A 17,451-nucleotide genomic window follows, 5' to 3' on the forward strand; every position below is an offset into this window, starting at 1 on the left:
TTACGTCCGCTTCTTGGGGCTGAAAATGCTGACGCCCTCACCAGGTAGCGAAAGTCCCGCGACCGAGCCGATGGGCCATTGCTGCATGGCGCTCAAGCCTGCGCTGCGCACTGTGACGACCTGACGCGCCGCCGTCGGAATGTCCACGTCGATAAACGTATTGATGTGGTCGCCCTGGTAGACGTGGTTGATCACCGTGCCACTCAACACCGATTGGGGATGCAGGTGCTCAAGCCTGATGTGCTCCGGCCGTACATAGACGTCCAGCCTTTCCCCGTCGTGCGATGCATCGGCCAGGCGGGCATGCGGGAAGCTGATGAGCCCCGAGCCCAGACGCAGTTGCACATCCGTTGCCGTCTGCCCGTGATAATGCCCCGGCAGGATGTTGACGTCGCCCAGGAAGGACGCCACAAACGGGCACTGCGGGTTCTGATACAGATCGGCTGGCGGCGCGATCTGCCGAATGCTGCCGTTCGACATCACCGCGATCCGGTCGGACATGGCCAGCGCTTCGCCCTGGTCGTGGGTCACGAACACGGTGGTCAGTCCCAGGCGACGCTGGATCTCCCGGATCTCGACCTGCATGGAGCCGCGCAGGTTCTTGTCCAGGGCCGAGAACGGCTCGTCCAGCAGCAGTACCTTGGGGTGGATCACCAGCGCCCGCGCCAGCGCGACGCGTTGCTGCTGGCCGCCCGAGAGTTCGCGGGGCTTGCGATGCCCGAGGCCACCGAGCTTCACCAGCTCCATGACCTCCTTCACACGCTGTGCGATTTCGTCCTTGCCCACGCCCCGCATGCGCAGGCCATAGCCGATATTGCGCTCGACGGTCATGTGGGGAAACAGCGCGTAGTTCTGGAAGACGATGCCGATCTGCCGCTTGTGCGGCGGCTCGCAAGTCACCGGCTGACCATCGATGAAGATCTCGCCGGTGTCGGCCTCCGCAAAGCCGGCGATGAGGTTGAGGAGTGTCGTCTTGCCGCAGCCGGACGGGCCGAGCAGGGTGAGGAATTCTCCGCGTCGTATCTTCAGAGAGAGCTCGTGCAGCACGGTGTGATCGTGATACTTCTTGACCACCCGTTCCAGGCTGACGGCGGTATCGGGCAGTGCTTGCTGGGCGGCAGGCCCGGAGTTGGCTACGTTCATAGGTGTACGGAGAGTGAGGAGTATGCCGTGCTCCAGGCTTGGAGCCCGATGACATCGAGGCCGAGCTGGTACTGGCAAGCAGCATAAGACAAACAGTCAGCACCGGGCCTTTGCCGAAACTGATGCGATTCCTCGGAAAAAACGAAATGCCCGATCCCCGGCGCTGGCGGCGCTGATGCAATCGCCCGGAATGCCTTGTGATGCGCGGATGCGCAGGGGCGGTAAGGCACGCTTCGGCCAGCGCTTTAATTTTTCCTAAGCCATGAGTTTGAAAAACGTGATTTCCAAACGGTGAGGGCTTTATCAAACTGGCCTCCATCGATGAGCGATGTCTCCAGGGCGCCAGTACGCCTTGTTGTCGATGCTTCCGTGCCGGTGCGACTGACCGGGGCGATCATTCTTGGGAAAATCAAATGTCAGTGGAAAAAATCAACACCGTGGTGGTCGGTGCTGGCCAGGCAGGCATCGCGATGAGTGAGCATCTCACGCACATGGGTGTGGAGCATGTCGTGCTGGAACGCAGCCGAATCGCGGAGCGCTGGCGTTCGGAGCGTTGGGATTCGCTGGTCGCGAATGGGCCGGCCTGGCATGACCGCTTTCCGGGGATGAAATTCGAGGGCATTTCGCCGGAGACCTTTCCGCCGAAAGAACGCATGGCCCAGTATTTCGAAGCCTATGCCGCGATGCTGAAGGCACCAGTGCGCACCGGTATCGAAGTCAAGCGCGTGGAACGGCATCAAGGGCGTCCCGGGTTCAGGGTGACGACCTCCGACGGTGTGATCGAGGCAGACAACGTCGTGGCTGCAACCGGCCCGTTCCAGACACCGGCTTATCCAAAGATCGTGCCTGAGAGCGCTCATATCCAGCAGCTGCATTCCTCGACCTACAAGAATCCCGGTCAACTGGCGAAAGGCGCGGTGCTTGTGGTGGGCGCGGGCGCTTCTGGCTCGCAGATCGCCGAAGAGCTGCGCCAGGCCGGCAAGACGGTCTATCTCTCGGTCGGCGAGCACTACCGCCCGCCGCGCTCATACCGTGGTCGTGACTACTGCTGGTGGCTGGGCGCCCTCGGCCTGTGGGATGAAGTGAAGATCCGGCCCAAGAAGGCGCACGTCGCTTTTGCCGTGAGCGGCTACGAGGGCGGCAAGACAGTCGATTTCCGACGCCTGGCACACGCAGGCATCCAGCTGGTCGGGCTGACTCAATCCTACAAGGATGGCGTCATGACGTTCGAGCCTGGCCTGCCCGAGAACATCGCAGAAGGCGACCGCGCCTACTTCGACGTGCTGCGCGAAGCGGATGCCTATATCGAAGAGAATGGCCTGCCGTTTCCGCCGGAACCTGACGCCTGGGAACTGCTGTCGGACCCGGAGTGCCTCAGGAACCCGATCCTCAGTCTCGACCTGGCCGAAGCCGGCATCACATCGATTCTCTGGGCGACCGGCTTCAAGTTCGATTTCAACTGGCTGAACGTGAAGAATGCCTTCGACGAGAAGGGCGATCCGTTCCACAAGCGCGGCATTTCCGCAGAAGGAGGTATCTATTTCCTGGGCCTTCCGAATCTGGTCAACCGGGCATCATCCTTCATCTATGGCGTCTGGCACGATGCGAAATACATCGCCGACCATATCGTGCTGCAGAACGGCTATATGACGTACGAGCGGTCTTGAGCGTGTCTTGAACCTGCTCTTGAGCCCGCAAGGTGATTGTCATGCGTACCGGGTGACACGGACGAGCTGCCGGATCGGGCGATCCGGCAGCTTTTTCTTTTTCTTCAGAGAGTTTCCATGGCCGAGATGACGTGCATTGAAGACCTGCGCAAGCTGGCGAAAAAGCGCGTGCCGCGCATGTTCTATGACTATGTCGACGGCGGATCGTGGACCGAATATACCTACCGTGCCAACGAGGCGGATTTTCAGCGTATCGAATTCCGCCAGCGCGTGGCAGTCGACATTACCGAGCGCAGCACCGCCAGCACCATGGTGGGCCAGCCAGTCAGCATGCCGGTGGCGATCGCGCCTACCGGACTGACCGGCATGCAGCACGCCGATGGTGAAATCCTGGCCGCGCGCGCGGCGAAGCAGCACGGCATTCCGTTCACCTTGTCCACCATGAGCATCTGCCCGATCGAGGCGGTGGCGGAAGCGACCGGGCGCCATCCGTTCTGGTTCCAGCTGTACGTGCTGCGTGACCGGACGTTTGTCGAAAGCTTGATTGACCGTGCCAGGATCGCCAATTGCTCCGCGCTCGTGGTCACGATGGACCTGCAGGTCTTCGGCCAGCGGCATAAGGACAAGAAAAATGGCTTGTCCACGCCGCCCAAACCGACCCTGCGCAACCTCATCAACATGGCGAGCAAGCCGCGCTGGTGCATCGGCATGCTGGGTACCAAACACCGTCAGTTTGGCAATATCGTCGGGCATGCAAAGGGCGTCGACAATATCGGCTCGCTGGTGGAGTGGACGCGGGAACAGTTCGATCCGCGCCTGTCCTGGCAGGATGTCGAATGGATCAGGAAGCGGTGGGAGGGGAAGCTGATCGTCAAGGGCATCCAGGACCCGGAGGATGCACGGCTGGCAGTGGAAAGCGGTGCCGATGCCATCGTCGTGTCAAACCATGGCGGGCGCCAGCTGGACGGCGCCGCGTCGTCGATCTCCACATTGCCGCGCATCGTGGCAGCCGTTGGCGATCGGATGGAGGTCCATATGGATGGCGGCATCCGCTCCGGCCAGGACGTACTGAAGGCCATCGCGCTCGGGGCGCGCGGCACGTATATCGGCCGCGCGATGATGTATGGTCTGGGCGCCCTCGGAGAACAAGGCGTGACTACGGCCCTGAACATCATCCACAACGAGCTGGATCTCTCCATGGCGTTCTGCGGCAAAACGGATATCCAGTCCGTCGACCGCAGCATCCTGCTGATGAACTAAGGGACGCCTTCACAAGTTTTCCGGCGTCCGGGTGTGCATCATGCAGTGGCCTCTCGTTGGCAGAGAAACTCTACGAGACCAGCCAGCATGCGGTCACAGGCTTCGATCTGCGCCAGCTCCACATACTCGTCGGCCTTGTGTGCGACCTCGATGCTCCCTGGCCCGCAAATGAGCACGGGTGTTTCGTTCCAGCTCTGCTGGAATAATCCCCCCTCGCTGCCATAGTCCACCTTGGCGCATGGGGTGCCCGGGGGGAGCAGCGAGGCGAGGAGGCCGACAGCGGGCGAATCCTCGCGGGTGTCGAGGCTGGGATAGCTGTTTGTCATCTCGATATCAGGCAAGGGCGCCTCGGGATTCAGTGCCTCATTGCTGACGCGTTGGGCCAGGCGTTCCAGGACGCGCTTCAGTATCTCCTCGGGTCGATCCTCAGAGACATTGCGGATCTCGAAGCGGACTTCGCATTCGCTGGGCACGATGTTCAAGGCGCGGCCGCCGTGAATGACGCCGGCGTGGACCGTGCTGTAGGGCACGCCGTAGCCCTCGTCGCGCGGGCCGCTTTCCGCCAGCTCGCGCTGCACATCCCGCAACGATGCGACCAGGTCGCTGGCCATGTGGATGGCGTTGAAGAACCTGGGCGCCAGGCCCGAGTGGCCGGCCTGGCCGCAGCAGACTGCCCGGTAGGCGGCCTTGCCCTTGTGGCCGGTGCCGATCCGCATCAGCGTCGGCTCGCCAACGATGCAAAGGTAGGGGGCGGGGAGGCGGGTCTCCAGCCGGCGCAGCAGGTGGCGCACGCCAACGCAGCCGATTTCCTCATCGAAGGACAGCGCCAGCTGCAAGGGACGCTGGAGCGGCTGCCGGGCGGCAGCAACCATGGCGGTGACGGCGCAGGCCACGAAGCCTTTCATGTCGGCGGTGCCGCGGCCGTAGATGCGGCCATCGCGGTGCGTTGCCTCAAAAGGGGGCGAAGTCCAGGGCTGGCCTTCCACTGGCACCACATCGGTATGACCGGAGAGCAGGACGCCCGGAATGCCCACCGGGCCGACCGTTGCGAACAGATTGGAGCGGCTGGGGTCCTCCGGGTCGGGTGCGAGCATCGACTCGATGCCCGCTTCGGCCAGGATGTCCCGAACCTTGTGGATCAGCGCGATATTTGGCGTGAGGGAAACCGATGCGAAAGAAACGAGCGTTTCCAGGAGTGCGACGCTTGCGGAAGAGGTTCGATTTTCCATCACTGGATTTTGTGTTGGGGTTTCAGGGCGCTGCGATACGGGGATCGAAGAAGCTCGGCGCGCTCATCCCCGGAATGTATTGGTCGGAGATATACGCGCGGCAGCGTTCCATGAAGATCCGCGTCAATCTGGACTGTCTCATTGGCTTGTAAGTCGCCAGGCCAAGCAGCATGGGCCGATGGGTACCGGCAAGGCGGATTCGCACCATGCGCTTTCCATCCAGCGATTGATTGGATTTGGGGCGCACATTGAAGAGCGCGTAGCCCACGCCGTTGGCGACCAGGGACCGGACCGCTTCCGTGGACTGCGATCGCGCCGCGATGTTCGGCGTCACGCCAGCCTGCTCGAACAGAGAGGCGAAGTAGTCCCGGCTCATCGGCATATCGAGCAGGACATAGGGTTCGGGCGCCAGCTCTTCGAAGGAGACCACCTTCTGCTGCGCCAGCGGATGGACCTCGCTCACCAGCACATAGGGCGGCATCGTCGCCAGGCTCTCGAACTGGATGTCGTCGCTCAGGTGCAGGTCATAGGTGATCGCCAGGTCGATCTCGAGCGCATGGAGCTTGTGCATCAAGACCTCCTGGTCACCTTCGACCATGTGCACGTCAACCTTCTTGAAGGCGCGGGAAAACCCGAATATGACCTCGGGCGCGATCATGGCCGTGAGCGACTGGAAGCTTCCTACGCGTAACGTGCCCTGGATGACGTCGCTCGAATCCGAGGCGATTTCATAGAGTCTTGACGATCGTCCGAGCATATCTTCGCAGTGCTGCAGAACCAGCGTGCCGACGGGGGTCAGGCCGATGCCCTTGGAAGGATGGCGTACGAACAGCTGCGCGCCGAGCTCGGTCTCGATATGCGCGATCGCTGCGGAAATCGAGGGAGAAGAGATATGGATCTGCGTCGACGCAGCGGCGATGCTGCCATGTTTCGCCGTTGCAACGAAATACTCCATCTGGCGCAGAGAAATGCGATTGAGCATGTCGAGATCAGGAAAAAGGGGAGCGGTCCAGTGTACTGGAGAAGGTCTGCCCTTTCGAGCGCCGGCCACCGTGGCCGGCGCTGTCGCGCGGTCATTGTGCCGCTCGGCTCACAGGTCTCCGGGAACGCCGAAACTGGGCGCCGCACGCGGATCGAGCGCCCGCTTCACATAGTCCTTCAGCTGCGGGGCGTAAACCTGCCATGCTGCATACAGTGCCTCGACCGGACCGTTCTCCACCCAGTCCAGGCGCAGGTCTACGACGGGCCAGTTCTGTGTGTCATACACCAACAGGCCCGCCGAATGGACCGGACCTTCCTCGCCGCCTGCTGCCTGCCCGGCGAGCATCGCCTGCATCAGTCGTTCCGCCAGCGCCCCTTCGGTCTCCTCGAACGCCGCCAGCATGGCCCGGGGCACGTCGCGCGTCGCCAGCATGTTGCCCGCGCATGCGGCATGGGCTCCGACCACGCTTGCCAGGGTGCCCAGCGCCTTGGCGCCAGTGAAGACCACCGGCGGGTTGTGGGCGTCGATGGCCATGAGCTGGCGATACTCGATATGGGGGCGCTTCTGCAGTTCGGCGAGGGCACGTTCCGGTGTGAGGCCGCTGGCCATCAGGTCCAGGGCGAGGGGGCCGAGATCCGGGTCGGTGATATTCTGGCTCGCGGCCGCGCCAACCCCTTTGCGCCCGCGGATGCAGCGCGCGGCAACCGCAGGCGACGACGATGCCACGGCGGCGCCGAATTGCCCCGTGGCGGGGCACCTTGCAATGATGGAAAAGGTCATGGCAACTCAGTCCGGGATGACAGCGGTGGCGTCGATCTCGACCAGCCACTCGGGGCGGGCCAGGGCCGATACGACGATGCCGGTCGACACCGGGAAAACACCCTTCAGCCAGCGGCCCACGACACGATAGACCGCCTCGCGATAGCGCGGGTCGATGATGTAGATCGTGATCTTGCAGATGTCCTGTAGCTCGCCGCCGGCTTCCTCGAGCAGCATCGCGATGTTGGCCATGGCCTGCTCCGCCTGTCCGGCGACATCGCCGATGCACACGCTCTCCGAGGTGTCGAGGTTCTGGCCGATCTGCCCTCGCAGGAAAATGGTCGTGCCTCTGGCGACAACGGCCTGGCACAGGTCGTTGTCCAGATTCTGTTCGGGGTAGGTGACCTTCGTGTTGAAGGTGCGGATGCGGGTATGTTTCATGGTCGCTTGGGGTCGATTCGGCAGGTGGCGGGACGCAAGGGGCGATGCGCCCCCGAGTGCATAGTCATGTGCGGCGCCTGGCGGTGCCATTCTTATTTTCCGGCTGTCCGTTTAGGAATTTCCGAATACCACCGGACAGCGGGCCGCCGCTAACCTGTTCCAGAAGGCGGAACACCCCCCACACCCCATCAGGAATTGTGAGGCACCGCTACGAAAAAGCCGACTTGGCTGCACGGTTCGCTTTTCACATCATAGTTTCGTCGTTCGAAGCCATTGCGTCGGCGTCGCAGCAGCGAATGACGGCACTGAATATTTGCGGCGGGGTTTCTCTTGCGTCGACCAGTTGCAGGCCTTGCTCCGCTGCTGGCCAGCAACGCTTGGTGCTCGTCCAGCGTATTTCCAGTTTTATCAGATGGTTATCTTTTCGATTGGGGGTATTGAATGATGATCCGCAAGCTTTTGGCACTTTGCGCGCTTTCCGTCACGCTTGGCAGTACGGCTGCCTCTGCCCAGGAAGCCTTGGTCGTGAGTACCTGGGGCGGCAGCTTCCGCGACCTCATCGACGAAAGCATTGGCAAGGAATTCACGCGGCAAACCGGGGTGCCGGTCAAGTACATCACAGGCGGCACCATCGACCGCCTGAACAAGGCGAAGCTTGCCTCCAAGCCCGAGAGCGACGTTACCTTCACGACTTCCCACGTCGGCTGGCTTTACGCCAACGGCAATCTGTTTGAAACGCTGGATACGAGCAAGATTCCGAATTACAAGCATCTTGTCGACCGTGCCAGGATCAGCCCGTATCACATCGGCAGCTGGGCCTATGTCTATACCATCGGTTATCGCGCTGATCTGGTGCCGCCCAGCGTGAAGTTCGACAGCTGGAACGACTTGTGGAGCCCGGCCTTGAAAGGCAAGGTTGGCGTACCGGACTTCGATCCGAGCCATGTGGTCGCGGTTTCGGCCATGCTGTCGGGCGCGGATGCGAAAACCTGGGAAAAGGGCCAGGACAAGCTGAAGGCGCTCAAGCCCAACTTCAAGGCGTTCTATACCAATGATGCCAATGCGCAGCAGTTGATCGCCACGGGCGAAACTCCCGTTCAGGTCATCTTGTCGATCAACGCCTATCACATGATCAGCCAGGGTGTGCCCATCACGTTGGTCACGCCCAAGGAAGGCGCGGTGCTCGGCATCGATACCATGGCGATCACGAAGGGCTCTACCAAGGCTGATCTGGCTTACAAGTTCATCAACATCGCCCTGTCCCCGGAGGTCCAGTCGAAAATCGTGGCCTTGAAGAAGGCGAGCCCGGTCATCGACAACGCCAAGGTCTCGCCTGAAGACGCAAAGCTGCCCGGCGTCTTTACGACGAAGGAGCAGTGGGATAAAGCCATTCTGGTGGACCACAAACTGCGCGCCGAGAAGACGGCTGAATGGCGGAAGTGGTTCACCGAGAACGTCATGAACTGAACCCGATAGCAGGGTATGGGGGGAGGATCGCGGCGGCGGCAATGTACCGCGCCAATCCTCCCTCGCCGACTGAACGTTTGGAATAAGGTTGAAGAATGCGCCCCCCCGATCTTCGAGCCTGGCTGGTCTCTCCAGCAGTACTTGTCGCGTTGTGCATTGCCGTATCGTTGATGGCGGTCCTGCAGTTCAGCTTCCGGGCGTATGTGCCCGGATCGCTCGATGTCGGCGCGTTCACGTTCGCCAACTTCGGCGACTTGACCAAGTCGATCTATCTCGACGCGTTCTCCAACACCTTGTGGCTGAGCGTGGAGACGACGGTGTGTTCGCTGCTAGTAGCTTACCCGCTGGCCTATGCCCTGGTGCGTGTCAGGAGCCGGGGGCTCAAGTCGTTCATCCTCGTGGTGTCCATTACGCCGCTGTTTCTGGGTGAAATCGTCCGCACCTATTCCTGGATCGCTGTCCTGGGCAGCAACGGCTTCATCAACGGCACGCTGCGAAAGCTGGGCCTGATCGAATGGCCACTGGAACTGATGTTCACGCACCTGGGCGTACTGGTCGCGCTGGTGCACGTGACGATCCCCGTCGTGGTCCTCATGCTCGCCACGGCAATCTCGCATATCGACCGAAACTACGAAAAAGCCGCCCAGAGCCTGGGGGCCGGCCCGGTCAGGACCTTTCTCACGGTCACGCTTCCGCTTTCGATTCCGGGCATTCTGGCTGGCATCACGACGGCGTTCGCCTGGACCTTCAGCGCCTTTGCGACGCCGCAGATGATTGGCGGAGGTCGCGTGCCAACGGTTTCGACGCTGGTGTACCAGCTTGGCTTCGCCTCCATGAACTTCCCGCTCGCGGCCAGCCTGAGTGTCATGGGCTTGCTGCTGACGGCCGCCGCGCTCTACGCCCTGGGGCTGTTCACCAAGCGACTGAAAGCCGTTGGAGAACACTGATATGAGAATCAAAAGTGCTTTGCCTTTGCCGCTGCGGGTCGCGGGCCCGCTGCTCGTTGCCATCCTGCTTGCATTCGTGCTGCTGCCTGTCGTGGTGGTGACGATCGCCGCCTTCAACGAAAAGGCGATCATCACGTTCCCGCCGGAATCGTATTCGCTGACATGGTTCGCACGCGTCTTCAGCTATCCGGATTTTCGGGATGGATTCCGCGCCAGCCTCGTCATCACCGGATGGTCATCGTTCATTGCGCTGGTAGTCGGAACCTGCCTGTCGATTGCCGTCAAACGGCTGGAGTTTCCCGGCAGGCAGACGCTGCTGGCCATCCTGCATTCTCCGCTCGTGGTACCGCACTTCACGCTGGGGCTGGGTCTGCTGATCCTGGTGTCACAGGCCTCCATAGACCGCTCATATGGCGTCGTGATTCTGTGTCACGTGATGCTGGTGCTGCCGTTTGTGCTGAAGAGCGTCTATGTCTCAATGGAAAACCTGGACGCAAGGCTGGAACAGGCGGCAGCAAGCCTCGGCGGGTCGCCGCTGAAGGTGCTTTTCACGATTACGATTCCGCTGCTCGCGCCCGGGCTGTTTGGCGGCTGGCTGTTTGCGGCGATCATGTCGTTCAGTGAATTCACCGCATCGCTTTTTGTCACAACGCAAGACACGCAGACACTGCCGGTTTCCATGTACAACTATGTCCGGGAGTTTGCCGACCCGACGCTGGCTGCGCTATCAGTCGTCTATATTGCCGTGACGGCTTGCGTACTTGCCTTTGCGAACTATTTTCTGGGCTTGGGAAAGATCCTCAATATCGAGGAAGGGCATTGACCGGCATGCGTTGCTGAAGGCCGTGCTAGCGAGATAGACCGCTGGCACGGCAACAGTGCCGCTAGCGAGATGTCAGCCTCGCTTCATTACAAGCCAGGCACTTGCCGGCGCGCGCCAGATCAAAGTTGCTTGGCTTCAGCCCAGCGAGGTCGAACTGATGCGCGATTCGCTGCTCCATCACGGCATCGCAAACCTCAAAAATCGTCTTGCATACCGTGCAATAGAGATGCCGGTGCCTTGGCTTGTCGGCAATCTCGTACAACGTTTGTGCGCGATTGGCATTGAGCGGCACCAGCACGCGCGACAACACCCCCGCATTGTTGAGGTCGTAGATGGCGGTCTTGAACGTGGAGATAGCCGCGGTTGCGTCGCGCCTGACCAGTGCTGCGCACATGCGCTCTGCAGACATGTGGTGATCCGGGTTGTCGTGCAGAATTCTCAGGACCATCAGTCTCGCTTCCGTCTGCGGAAGATTGCTTCGGGCAAGGAGATCCTTTAGCGGGCCATCGGCGTCACTACGCGTTGCCATGTTGTGGTTCTCTGGCGGATCTGAGGCAAACGATGCGCCGGGGTGACCATGCAGAGGGTTACCAGGCCGCGGTACCTTCATTGTCCGAGTTCGTGAAGCGATGTAAGCATGTAGCGTTCGCTGTGCTTGCGGCGAAGCGTGCAGCCGGGGGCGAGCAATCTTGTTCGTTACCATCACAAATTCCCCCGGCGGACTCATCGCATTCAGTCTTTCAGTTCGCTACAGACGATTGCCAGGTATCCGGCACGGTGGTCGGCGCCCCGATGCGAACTGTCACCGATGTCGTGGTGCGGTGTCGGATGGCTTCGTACTGCGCGCCGTTGAATGTGCCTGATCGCTTCTCCAGGTGGATGGCCTGCAGGATGTACTGGCCCTTCCATGGCAGCGAGACGACCAGCTTGCCTTCCTTGTCCGACTTCACTTCGCGGACCCAGGCGTTCGGCGCGACGATGCGTACCTCGGTATCCGGCAGCGGCGTTCGATCAAACAGGACGCTGAATTCTCCGGGCTTGCCCGTTGGCACGATGTCGAGCGGCAAGCTGTCGGCGGAAGCGATGTTCCGCGCTTCGGGACCGATGAAGCGCGCGTAGAACATGGGTTTGACAACGCCGATATGCTGGCGCGACCAGTCCTTTACCGCGTAGCCCGCCTCTGTCGCCACAACCGTCGACGTGGCGGCAGGCACGCCAAAACTGAATCCATTGGCAGTCCGCTTTGCTGGCACATTCACTTGCGTGCCGTCGCGGCTGAAGACTCGCAGTTCCGGGCCTGGCATTTCGTCGAGCCGCCCGGGTGAGCGCTCCCTGAGCCCTTCCTCGTACTCGCCGAAGTACAAGTGTCCGCCATCCTTGTCCTGCTGCAGCCAGAGATAGTGCGCCTTGACGGGCGCCACCAGTGCAAGGCCGGCAACGAACAGGATGCTCCTGCAAAGGCGTAGTGGTCGAAGCGTCATGGCGTCCTCACTGGAAGCGGTAGCGGGCGGTCAGCATCGCGCTGCGCGTGTCGCCGGGCAGTGCGCCTACGAACGTGGGCGAGACATAGTAGGTCTTGTCCGTCAGGTTCTTCAGGTTCAGGGTCACGTCCCAGGTCTTCTGACGGTAGTAGACGGCGGCGTCGAACACGACATACGACGGAACACGGTAGAGGTTCAGGCTGTCGGCATAGCTGTCGCCCTTGTAGGTCACGCCGAAGCCGACACCCCAGCCATGAAGCGCCTGTTGCTGGAAGTCATAGGTGGTCCACAGTCGGCCGCCGGTGCGAGCCACACCTGGGGGACGCGTGCCGGCGATGCTGCGGTTGGTCACACCCATTGCAGCGTTGGAGGCGACCGTATTGGATTCGACTTCAACGTCCTGCCACGCGAAGTTGGCGAGTACGGTCCAGCCGGCCATCGGCTGTGCCGTGACTTCGAGTTCGACGCCGCGGCTGTGGTCACGACCATCCGGCGTCGGGCTCAACGCGCCCGGCAACGTGATGTAGTAGTTCTTGCGCTCGGTGTCGAACAGTGCCACGTTGGTTTGCAGGCGGCCATCGAGCCAGTCTGCCTTGAAGCCGATTTCCTTGAGCAGCGAGCTTTCCGGCTGGGTGCTCAGCGCGGCGGGCTCAGTGGAGACGTTGATGAACTTGCTCGTCGAAACGCCGGTGTAGAACGAAAGCGAACGGGTCGGCTGCCAGACGGCACCCAGGGAACCGGAGGTGAGGTTCTGCGTATCGCCGATACTGCGGAAGGCGCCGCTCTGCGTGCCGATATCGCTGAACTTTACGCGGTCCGTGCGGACGGCTCCGCGGACCTTGAAGTGTTCGCCAAACGCCATCTGGTCCTGCAGGTAGACACCGATGTCTTCCTGCTTCAGCACTCGGTTGAAGCCCTGGGAGACGACCGGCGACAACCCGGCCAGCGTGGTTTCCGGGACGACCGGCGCATTGATGTTCAGGATATTCGGCAGGTTGTAGCCGGTACGCACGGTATCGATATGCGTGTCGGTATATTCAAGTCCGAACAGAACCGTGTGGTCGACCGGACCTGTACGCGTCTTCCAGGTCAGTTCGTTCTGCGCCATGATGAAGTGGCCGTCGTCGACCTGGGTGCGCGCGGTTCGCCCGGTCATCTGGTTCAGCGAGTTGCCGCCGTTGCCACCGGCGTTGCGGGTCATGTCGAGCGAGCGCTCGTCGTAGATGAAGGCCGTCCGCATGCTCAGCGCCGGGTCGATGCGCCAGTCATGACTGACCGTCACGCGGTCGACGGTCTGCCGCGTATCGTTGAACGGGCTGTAGTAGCGAGAGTCGCGCGGTGCACCGGCAATCTTGCCCTGGTTGTTGAAGATGATGCCGTAGTTGTCCGGCACGATCCGGATGTCGCGATGGTCGTAGTCGATCGTCAGCGTCTTGTTGGTGTCGTAGGCCCAGCTGAGTGATGGCGAGATCTCCTTGATGTCGCGGGAGAGCCCCCGGTATCCATCGCTCTTTTCGACGTCGGCGATCAGGCGCGTGCTGAGGTTCGACGCGACTGGGCCGCCCACGTCCACATAGGTTCCCCAAGTGCCAAAGCTGCCGCCGAACGCACCCACCTCCGCGCCGAACGTCGAGCGCGGCGGCTTGGTGACGATATTCACGGTGCCGCCGGGCTGTCCGGAACCGTACAAGGCTGAGCCGGGCCCCTTGAGGACTTCGAGTCGCTCGACGTCGTACATCGTGCGGTAGTAGCCGTTCTGGCTCGGGCCATCCGGATACCCGTCGCGCAGGAAGCGCATGGCGAGACCGCGGATCGTGTAGTTGTTGGCGAAGCCATAGCCGCCGGCGAGTTGAGGCTGTACACCCGCGGAGTTCTGCAATGCGTAGTTGAGGTCAACGGCGCCCTGTTCACGCAGCACTTCCTCCGGGATGACGGTGATGGCTGCCGGGATGTCGCGCAGGGGTGTGTCGGTTTTCGTGCCCGTTGTCACGGTGTCGTTCAGGCTGCCAGGTCTTGCCTGTGTTGCCGTGGCCGTCACCGCCGGCAGCACATGTTCGGAATTGGGGGGGGCTGTCGACTGCGCGCGCGCAGCGGGGGGTAGGCCGGCGAGCAGCGCGGAGGCCAGGGCGGCGAGAGCATGGGGACGCGGCACGAAGCCGGGACGGGCAGGGCGAGGCATAGGAACGAAAGACCGGAACGGAAATAGGTGGATGGATCGGCGCTGTTGGCCGGCGCTGGCTTCTGTCGGTGCCCCTCGTGTTGCCGAGGGCCATGTGAAGGCTAATGCGAACCATTTGCGATTGGGCGATCACATACCGCGCTCCCGGGCAGTTGTCCCATGGCTCCAGGACATTTGTCGGGGTCGAACATCGCTTCCACGCCGCGTTTTTGCGACACAGGACAAATGTCCTGCCACCTTAAAGTGAATAGTGGAGCATATTCATGGGGGGGTTTCCCCCTTTCGGGGCTACCGGGTTAAGTGAGAATCAGTTACATTTACCGCCTATCTCGGGACGTTGGGCCGCCTCTGTGCCCACCGGCTGCTGTCCGGCAGTGCTATGACGATCAAACTTCCACTTCTTCTGGCGGTGTTTCCGGCCTACCAGGCCTGGGATCTCTACCAGCTCGCCGTGTCTGCGGTTCCGACGTATCACTGGGTGACGGAAGCAGCTGCTACGGCTGCATTCATCGCCATCCTGTATCTGGTCATTCGCGACCGGAAGCAGGCCTGCCAAGCGTTCGACACGCTGAAGAAGTCGGCGGATGCTTCGGCGCGCGCGTTGATTGAGCGCAACGAGGGTGCACAACAGTCGACCAGGGACTTCCTGCAATCGATGCAGGACCAGTTCGATGCGTGGAGCCTGACACCCGCCGAGAAGGACGTTGCCCTGTTGCTGGTAAAGGGCCTTTCGCTCGAAGAGATTGCGCGCGTGCGCGAGAGCGGGGCCAAGACGGTGCGCCAGCATGCGGCTAACGTGTACGCCAAGGCAAAGCTCGAAGGCCGTCACCAGTTGGCGGCTTATTTCTTCGAAGACCTGCTAGCGCCGGTCACCACGCCTGTGAACCGATAGCGCTGCGGCAGGAAGCCTGCCGCCGTTTCGCGTTGCGCCGTTTTACTCCGGGCAGGCGGAATGCCGGTGGTGCGTCCGCAAGCTTGCACGGCACGCCAGGCAGTTCCGTGAAGACGTTGCCGTCCGGGCTCCGGTGCGTCGCGAAGAAAGTTGAGCATTTGTCGAGAAAGGCATCGGTCGCAGTCTGGGGGACCACGGCAATCCAGTCCGCCGCGTGCGCGTGATTGCCGGACACAGCTGCCAGGCGCACGCAATTGAACTGGCCACGAAAGTCCCCGGCTTCAGCGGCCCGGCGGTAATAGTCGTGCGCGATGCCGATGGCCGGTGCTACCTTCCAACCGTCTTCGAAGAAGCTCCCCACGATATTGAGCGATTTGGCATGTCCGGCGTCGGCGGCCTTGCAGAACCACTGCCAGGCCGCAGCGCGGTTCTGCGTATAGGGTGGGCCGATGCGCTCAAGTCGTTACCTGTCCTCGCCCTGTGTCTGCGCTAAGTTTCCGGGCTCAGACTGGCGGAAATGGCGCATGGGCCACAGCTCGCCGGCAATCAATCTATCCGGCAACTGTTTCAACCCCAGAACAAGGACACAAGATGAATTCAAACGACACACGTCGCTCATTGAGCAAGGTTCCTGCAATCACGCTGGCATTCTGGGTCATCAAGGTGGCTGCTACGACGCTGGGCGAAACCGGCGGTGACGCACTGTCGATGTCCATGCAGCTTGGCTACCTGTTGAGCACGGCCATCTTTGCAGTGGTGTTCATCATCGCCGTGTCAGCCCAGATCCGCGCACGCACATATCAGCCGACGCTGTACTGGCTGACCATTGTCGCTACCACGACGGTCGGCACTACCCTTGCCGACTTTGCCGACCGCTCATTGGGCATCGGCTACGCGGGCGGTACGTCACTGCTTTTGTTTCTACTGCTGGCATCGCTCGCCGTCTGGTACAAGTCGCTCGGCACGGTATCCGTGGAATCCGTTGCCACCGCCAAAGCGGAGATGTTTTACTGGGTGACCATCATGTTTTCCCAGACGCTGGGCACGGCGCTTGGTGACTGGACGGCCGACACGATCGGCCTCGGTTATGTCGGCGGCATGCTGGTCTTTGGCTCGTTGTTGGCGCTGCTGGCTGCCGCCTACTACTGGACGAACATCTCTCGCACGCTGCTTTTCTGGGCCGCCTTCATTCTCACGCGCCCATTGGGGGCGGTAGTGGGCGACTTCCTGGACAAGCCTGTGCAGTCCGGCGGATTGGCCATGAGCCGGTTTGGCGCATCCGCCGCGCTTGTCACCTTCATGGTCCTGTGTATTGCTTTCCTGCCGCAGCGTGCCGCTGTCCGGGGCAGCCACTGACCGGTACTCACCGACTGCGGAGATACCATCGTGCTTGCTTCCGGAGTTCTTGCGTGGCTTGCCGGCGATCAACAACTGATGGAGTTGCTTTCCAGAAACTGGTTGTTGGGCGTATCACTCGTTGCCTGCGTGGTGTTCCTGGAAACGGGGCTTGTCGTGCTGCCATTCCTGCCAGGCGATTCGCTGCTGTTCGCAACCGGAGCTTTCCTCGGCGCCAGCGGCATCCTGCCACTCTGGCCTGTTGTGCTCATTACGGCGGCAGCGGTAGCGGGCGATGGCCTCAATTTCCTTGTCGGGCGCTCGCCCGCCGGCCAATGGCTAGCCCATCGCAGATGGATCAAACCGCCCCACCTGCAAAAGACACGCGAATACTTTGACCGTTTCGGCGGCTCGACGGTCACGATTGCCCGCTTCGTCCCCATTGTGCGGACCATCACCCCGTTTCTCGCCGGGATGTCCGGCATGGAAGGGCGCCGGTTCGCGCTCTTCAACGTGATTGGCGGTTTGTTGTGGTGTCCGGGCTTGCTCCTTAGCGGCTATTGGCTCGGTGGCATATCATGGGTGCGCGACCATATGCAGTGGTTGACCCTGGGCATTGTCGTCGTATCCCTGCTGCCGGTCGGCATTCAACTGTTGCGGGCTCGGCGCACGGCGGCTGCACGACGATCGCAGGCCATGGAGACCTTGAATGCGCGTACTTCTGGTCGAAGATGACCTAGGGCCTGTTCACACTATCTGAGCCCGTCGACGATGAGCGCAAAATTGATGAAGGCGATGAACATCACGTCCAGCTTGTCGAACCGGGAGAAGATGCGACGAAAGCCT

General features: G+C 61.5%; 17 protein-coding genes and 1 pseudogene. 8 read left to right on the forward strand and 10 right to left on the reverse strand.

The window, feature by feature from the left end; all coding sequences use genetic code 11:
* The gene (locus KHO41_RS32665; RefSeq protein WP_211957378.1) at positions 1-1,143 is read right to left on the reverse strand and encodes an ABC transporter ATP-binding protein; all 1,143 of its coding nucleotides are present in this window, start codon (positions 1,141-1,143) and stop codon (positions 1-3) included.
* Positions 1,144-1,556: 413 nt separating this feature from the next.
* Here KHO41_RS32665 and KHO41_RS32670 point away from each other — a divergent pair, with 413 nt between their 5' ends.
* Both KHO41_RS32670 and KHO41_RS32675 read left to right on the forward strand, forming a co-directional pair.
* Positions 1,557-2,810, forward strand: a complete 1,254-nt coding sequence (locus KHO41_RS32670) for a flavin-containing monooxygenase (protein WP_211957379.1) — start codon at positions 1,557-1,559, stop codon at positions 2,808-2,810.
* A 117-nt stretch (positions 2,811-2,927) separates the two neighbouring features.
* Entirely contained in the window at positions 2,928-4,070 is a 1,143-nt protein-coding gene (locus tag KHO41_RS32675) for an alpha-hydroxy acid oxidase (protein ID WP_211957380.1), read from the forward strand.
* A gap of 38 nt (positions 4,071-4,108) precedes the next feature.
* On the opposite strand, the gene argE is transcribed toward KHO41_RS32675, so the two are convergent.
* From argE to KHO41_RS32695, 4 genes are all read right to left on the reverse strand, one after another.
* A complete protein-coding gene (argE, locus tag KHO41_RS32680; RefSeq protein WP_211957381.1) occupies positions 4,109-5,299 on the reverse strand; it encodes an acetylornithine deacetylase in 1,191 nt (396 codons plus the stop codon).
* 22 nt (positions 5,300-5,321) lie between these two features.
* Positions 5,322-6,281 (reverse strand): LysR family transcriptional regulator, encoded by a 960-nt coding sequence (locus KHO41_RS32685; protein ID WP_211957382.1) that lies wholly within the window; start codon positions 6,279-6,281, stop codon positions 5,322-5,324.
* Between the two features lie 108 nt (positions 6,282-6,389).
* On the reverse strand, positions 6,390-7,061 hold the full coding sequence (locus KHO41_RS32690; RefSeq protein ID WP_211957383.1) for a DUF1028 domain-containing protein: 672 nt from the start codon (positions 7,059-7,061) through the stop codon (positions 6,390-6,392).
* A gap of 6 nt (positions 7,062-7,067) precedes the next feature.
* Positions 7,068-7,481 (reverse strand): RidA family protein, encoded by a 414-nt coding sequence (locus KHO41_RS32695; protein ID WP_211957384.1) that lies wholly within the window; start codon positions 7,479-7,481, stop codon positions 7,068-7,070.
* 441 nt (positions 7,482-7,922) lie between these two features.
* Here KHO41_RS32695 and KHO41_RS32700 point away from each other — a divergent pair, with 441 nt between their 5' ends.
* The 3 genes from KHO41_RS32700 to KHO41_RS32710 all read left to right on the forward strand — a co-directional run bounded on the left by KHO41_RS32700 (position 7,923) and on the right by KHO41_RS32710 (position 10,718).
* A complete protein-coding gene (locus tag KHO41_RS32700; protein WP_211957385.1) occupies positions 7,923-8,948 on the forward strand; it encodes an ABC transporter substrate-binding protein in 1,026 nt (341 codons plus the stop codon).
* Between the two features lie 95 nt (positions 8,949-9,043).
* Positions 9,044-9,895 carry an ABC transporter permease gene (locus KHO41_RS32705; RefSeq protein ID WP_211957386.1) on the forward strand — a complete coding sequence of 284 codons (852 nt, stop codon included), beginning with the start codon at positions 9,044-9,046 and terminating at the stop codon, positions 9,893-9,895.
* 1 nt (position 9,896) lies between these two features.
* Positions 9,897-10,718: an ABC transporter permease gene (locus tag KHO41_RS32710; RefSeq protein ID WP_211957387.1), complete on the forward strand. Its 822-nt coding sequence runs from the start codon at positions 9,897-9,899 to the stop codon at positions 10,716-10,718.
* 61 nt (positions 10,719-10,779) lie between these two features.
* Here KHO41_RS32710 and KHO41_RS32715 read toward each other — a convergent pair whose 3' ends face one another.
* The 3 genes from KHO41_RS32715 to KHO41_RS32725 all read right to left on the reverse strand — a co-directional run bounded on the left by KHO41_RS32715 (position 10,780) and on the right by KHO41_RS32725 (position 14,378).
* The gene (locus tag KHO41_RS32715) at positions 10,780-11,328 is read right to left on the reverse strand and encodes a Fur family transcriptional regulator (protein WP_211957388.1); all 549 of its coding nucleotides are present in this window, start codon (positions 11,326-11,328) and stop codon (positions 10,780-10,782) included.
* Between the two features lie 130 nt (positions 11,329-11,458).
* Entirely contained in the window at positions 11,459-12,199 is a 741-nt protein-coding gene (locus KHO41_RS32720; protein ID WP_211957389.1) for a hypothetical protein, read from the reverse strand.
* 7 nt (positions 12,200-12,206) lie between these two features.
* Positions 12,207-14,378, reverse strand: coding sequence for a TonB-dependent receptor (locus KHO41_RS32725; protein ID WP_211957390.1), 2,172 nt, complete (start codon positions 14,376-14,378; stop codon positions 12,207-12,209).
* A gap of 379 nt (positions 14,379-14,757) precedes the next feature.
* Between KHO41_RS32725 and KHO41_RS32730 the strand changes: the two genes are divergently transcribed.
* Entirely contained in the window at positions 14,758-15,270 is a 513-nt protein-coding gene (locus tag KHO41_RS32730; protein WP_211957391.1) for a helix-turn-helix transcriptional regulator, read from the forward strand.
* On the opposite strand, the gene KHO41_RS32735 is transcribed toward KHO41_RS32730, so the two are convergent.
* Entirely contained in the window at positions 15,248-15,631 is a 384-nt protein-coding gene (locus KHO41_RS32735; RefSeq protein WP_211957392.1) for a hypothetical protein, read from the reverse strand. The two genes, KHO41_RS32730 and KHO41_RS32735, sit on opposite strands and share 23 nt — an antisense overlap.
* A gap of 230 nt (positions 15,632-15,861) precedes the next feature.
* Here KHO41_RS32735 and KHO41_RS32740 point away from each other — a divergent pair, with 230 nt between their 5' ends.
* Positions 15,862-16,626 (forward strand): COG4705 family protein, encoded by a 765-nt coding sequence (locus tag KHO41_RS32740; RefSeq protein ID WP_211957393.1) that lies wholly within the window; start codon positions 15,862-15,864, stop codon positions 16,624-16,626.
* A 30-nt stretch (positions 16,627-16,656) separates the two neighbouring features.
* Positions 16,657-17,340: a VTT domain-containing protein gene (locus KHO41_RS32745; RefSeq protein ID WP_211957394.1), complete on the forward strand. Its 684-nt coding sequence runs from the start codon at positions 16,657-16,659 to the stop codon at positions 17,338-17,340.
* 17 nt (positions 17,341-17,357) lie between these two features.
* On the opposite strand, the pseudogene KHO41_RS32750 reads toward KHO41_RS32745, so the two are convergent.
* Positions 17,358-17,451, reverse strand: a pseudogene (locus KHO41_RS32750) (IS5-like element ISCARN85 family transposase); the annotation flags it as partial.

This window comes from Cupriavidus numazuensis, assembly GCF_905397435.1.
GTDB lineage: Bacteria > Pseudomonadota > Gammaproteobacteria > Burkholderiales > Burkholderiaceae > Cupriavidus > Cupriavidus numazuensis.

Excerpts from the sequence above, each read along its gene's own strand:
- KHO41_RS32665 (WP_211957378.1), bottom strand. The coding sequence starts at position 1,143 with ATGAACGTAGCCAACTCCGGGCCTGCCGCCCAGCAAGCACTGCCCGAT.
- KHO41_RS32670 (WP_211957379.1), top strand. The coding sequence starts at position 1,557 with ATGTCAGTGGAAAAAATCAACACCGTGGTGGTCGGTGCTGGCCAGGCA.
- KHO41_RS32675 (WP_211957380.1), top strand. The coding sequence starts at position 2,928 with ATGGCCGAGATGACGTGCATTGAAGACCTGCGCAAGCTGGCGAAAAAG.
- argE (WP_211957381.1), bottom strand. The coding sequence starts at position 5,299 with ATGGAAAATCGAACCTCTTCCGCAAGCGTCGCACTCCTGGAAACGCTC.
- KHO41_RS32685 (WP_211957382.1), bottom strand. The coding sequence starts at position 6,281 with ATGCTCAATCGCATTTCTCTGCGCCAGATGGAGTATTTCGTTGCAACG.
- KHO41_RS32690 (WP_211957383.1), bottom strand. The coding sequence starts at position 7,061 with ATGACCTTTTCCATCATTGCAAGGTGCCCCGCCACGGGGCAATTCGGC.
- KHO41_RS32695 (WP_211957384.1), bottom strand. The coding sequence starts at position 7,481 with ATGAAACATACCCGCATCCGCACCTTCAACACGAAGGTCACCTACCCC.
- KHO41_RS32700 (WP_211957385.1), top strand. The coding sequence starts at position 7,923 with ATGATGATCCGCAAGCTTTTGGCACTTTGCGCGCTTTCCGTCACGCTT.
- KHO41_RS32705 (WP_211957386.1), top strand. The coding sequence starts at position 9,044 with ATGCGCCCCCCCGATCTTCGAGCCTGGCTGGTCTCTCCAGCAGTACTT.
- KHO41_RS32710 (WP_211957387.1), top strand. The coding sequence starts at position 9,897 with ATGAGAATCAAAAGTGCTTTGCCTTTGCCGCTGCGGGTCGCGGGCCCG.
- KHO41_RS32715 (WP_211957388.1), bottom strand. The coding sequence starts at position 11,328 with ATGAAGGTACCGCGGCCTGGTAACCCTCTGCATGGTCACCCCGGCGCA.
- KHO41_RS32720 (WP_211957389.1), bottom strand. The coding sequence starts at position 12,199 with ATGACGCTTCGACCACTACGCCTTTGCAGGAGCATCCTGTTCGTTGCC.
- KHO41_RS32725 (WP_211957390.1), bottom strand. The coding sequence starts at position 14,378 with ATGCCTCGCCCTGCCCGTCCCGGCTTCGTGCCGCGTCCCCATGCTCTC.
- KHO41_RS32730 (WP_211957391.1), top strand. The coding sequence starts at position 14,758 with ATGACGATCAAACTTCCACTTCTTCTGGCGGTGTTTCCGGCCTACCAG.
- KHO41_RS32740 (WP_211957393.1), top strand. The coding sequence starts at position 15,862 with ATGAATTCAAACGACACACGTCGCTCATTGAGCAAGGTTCCTGCAATC.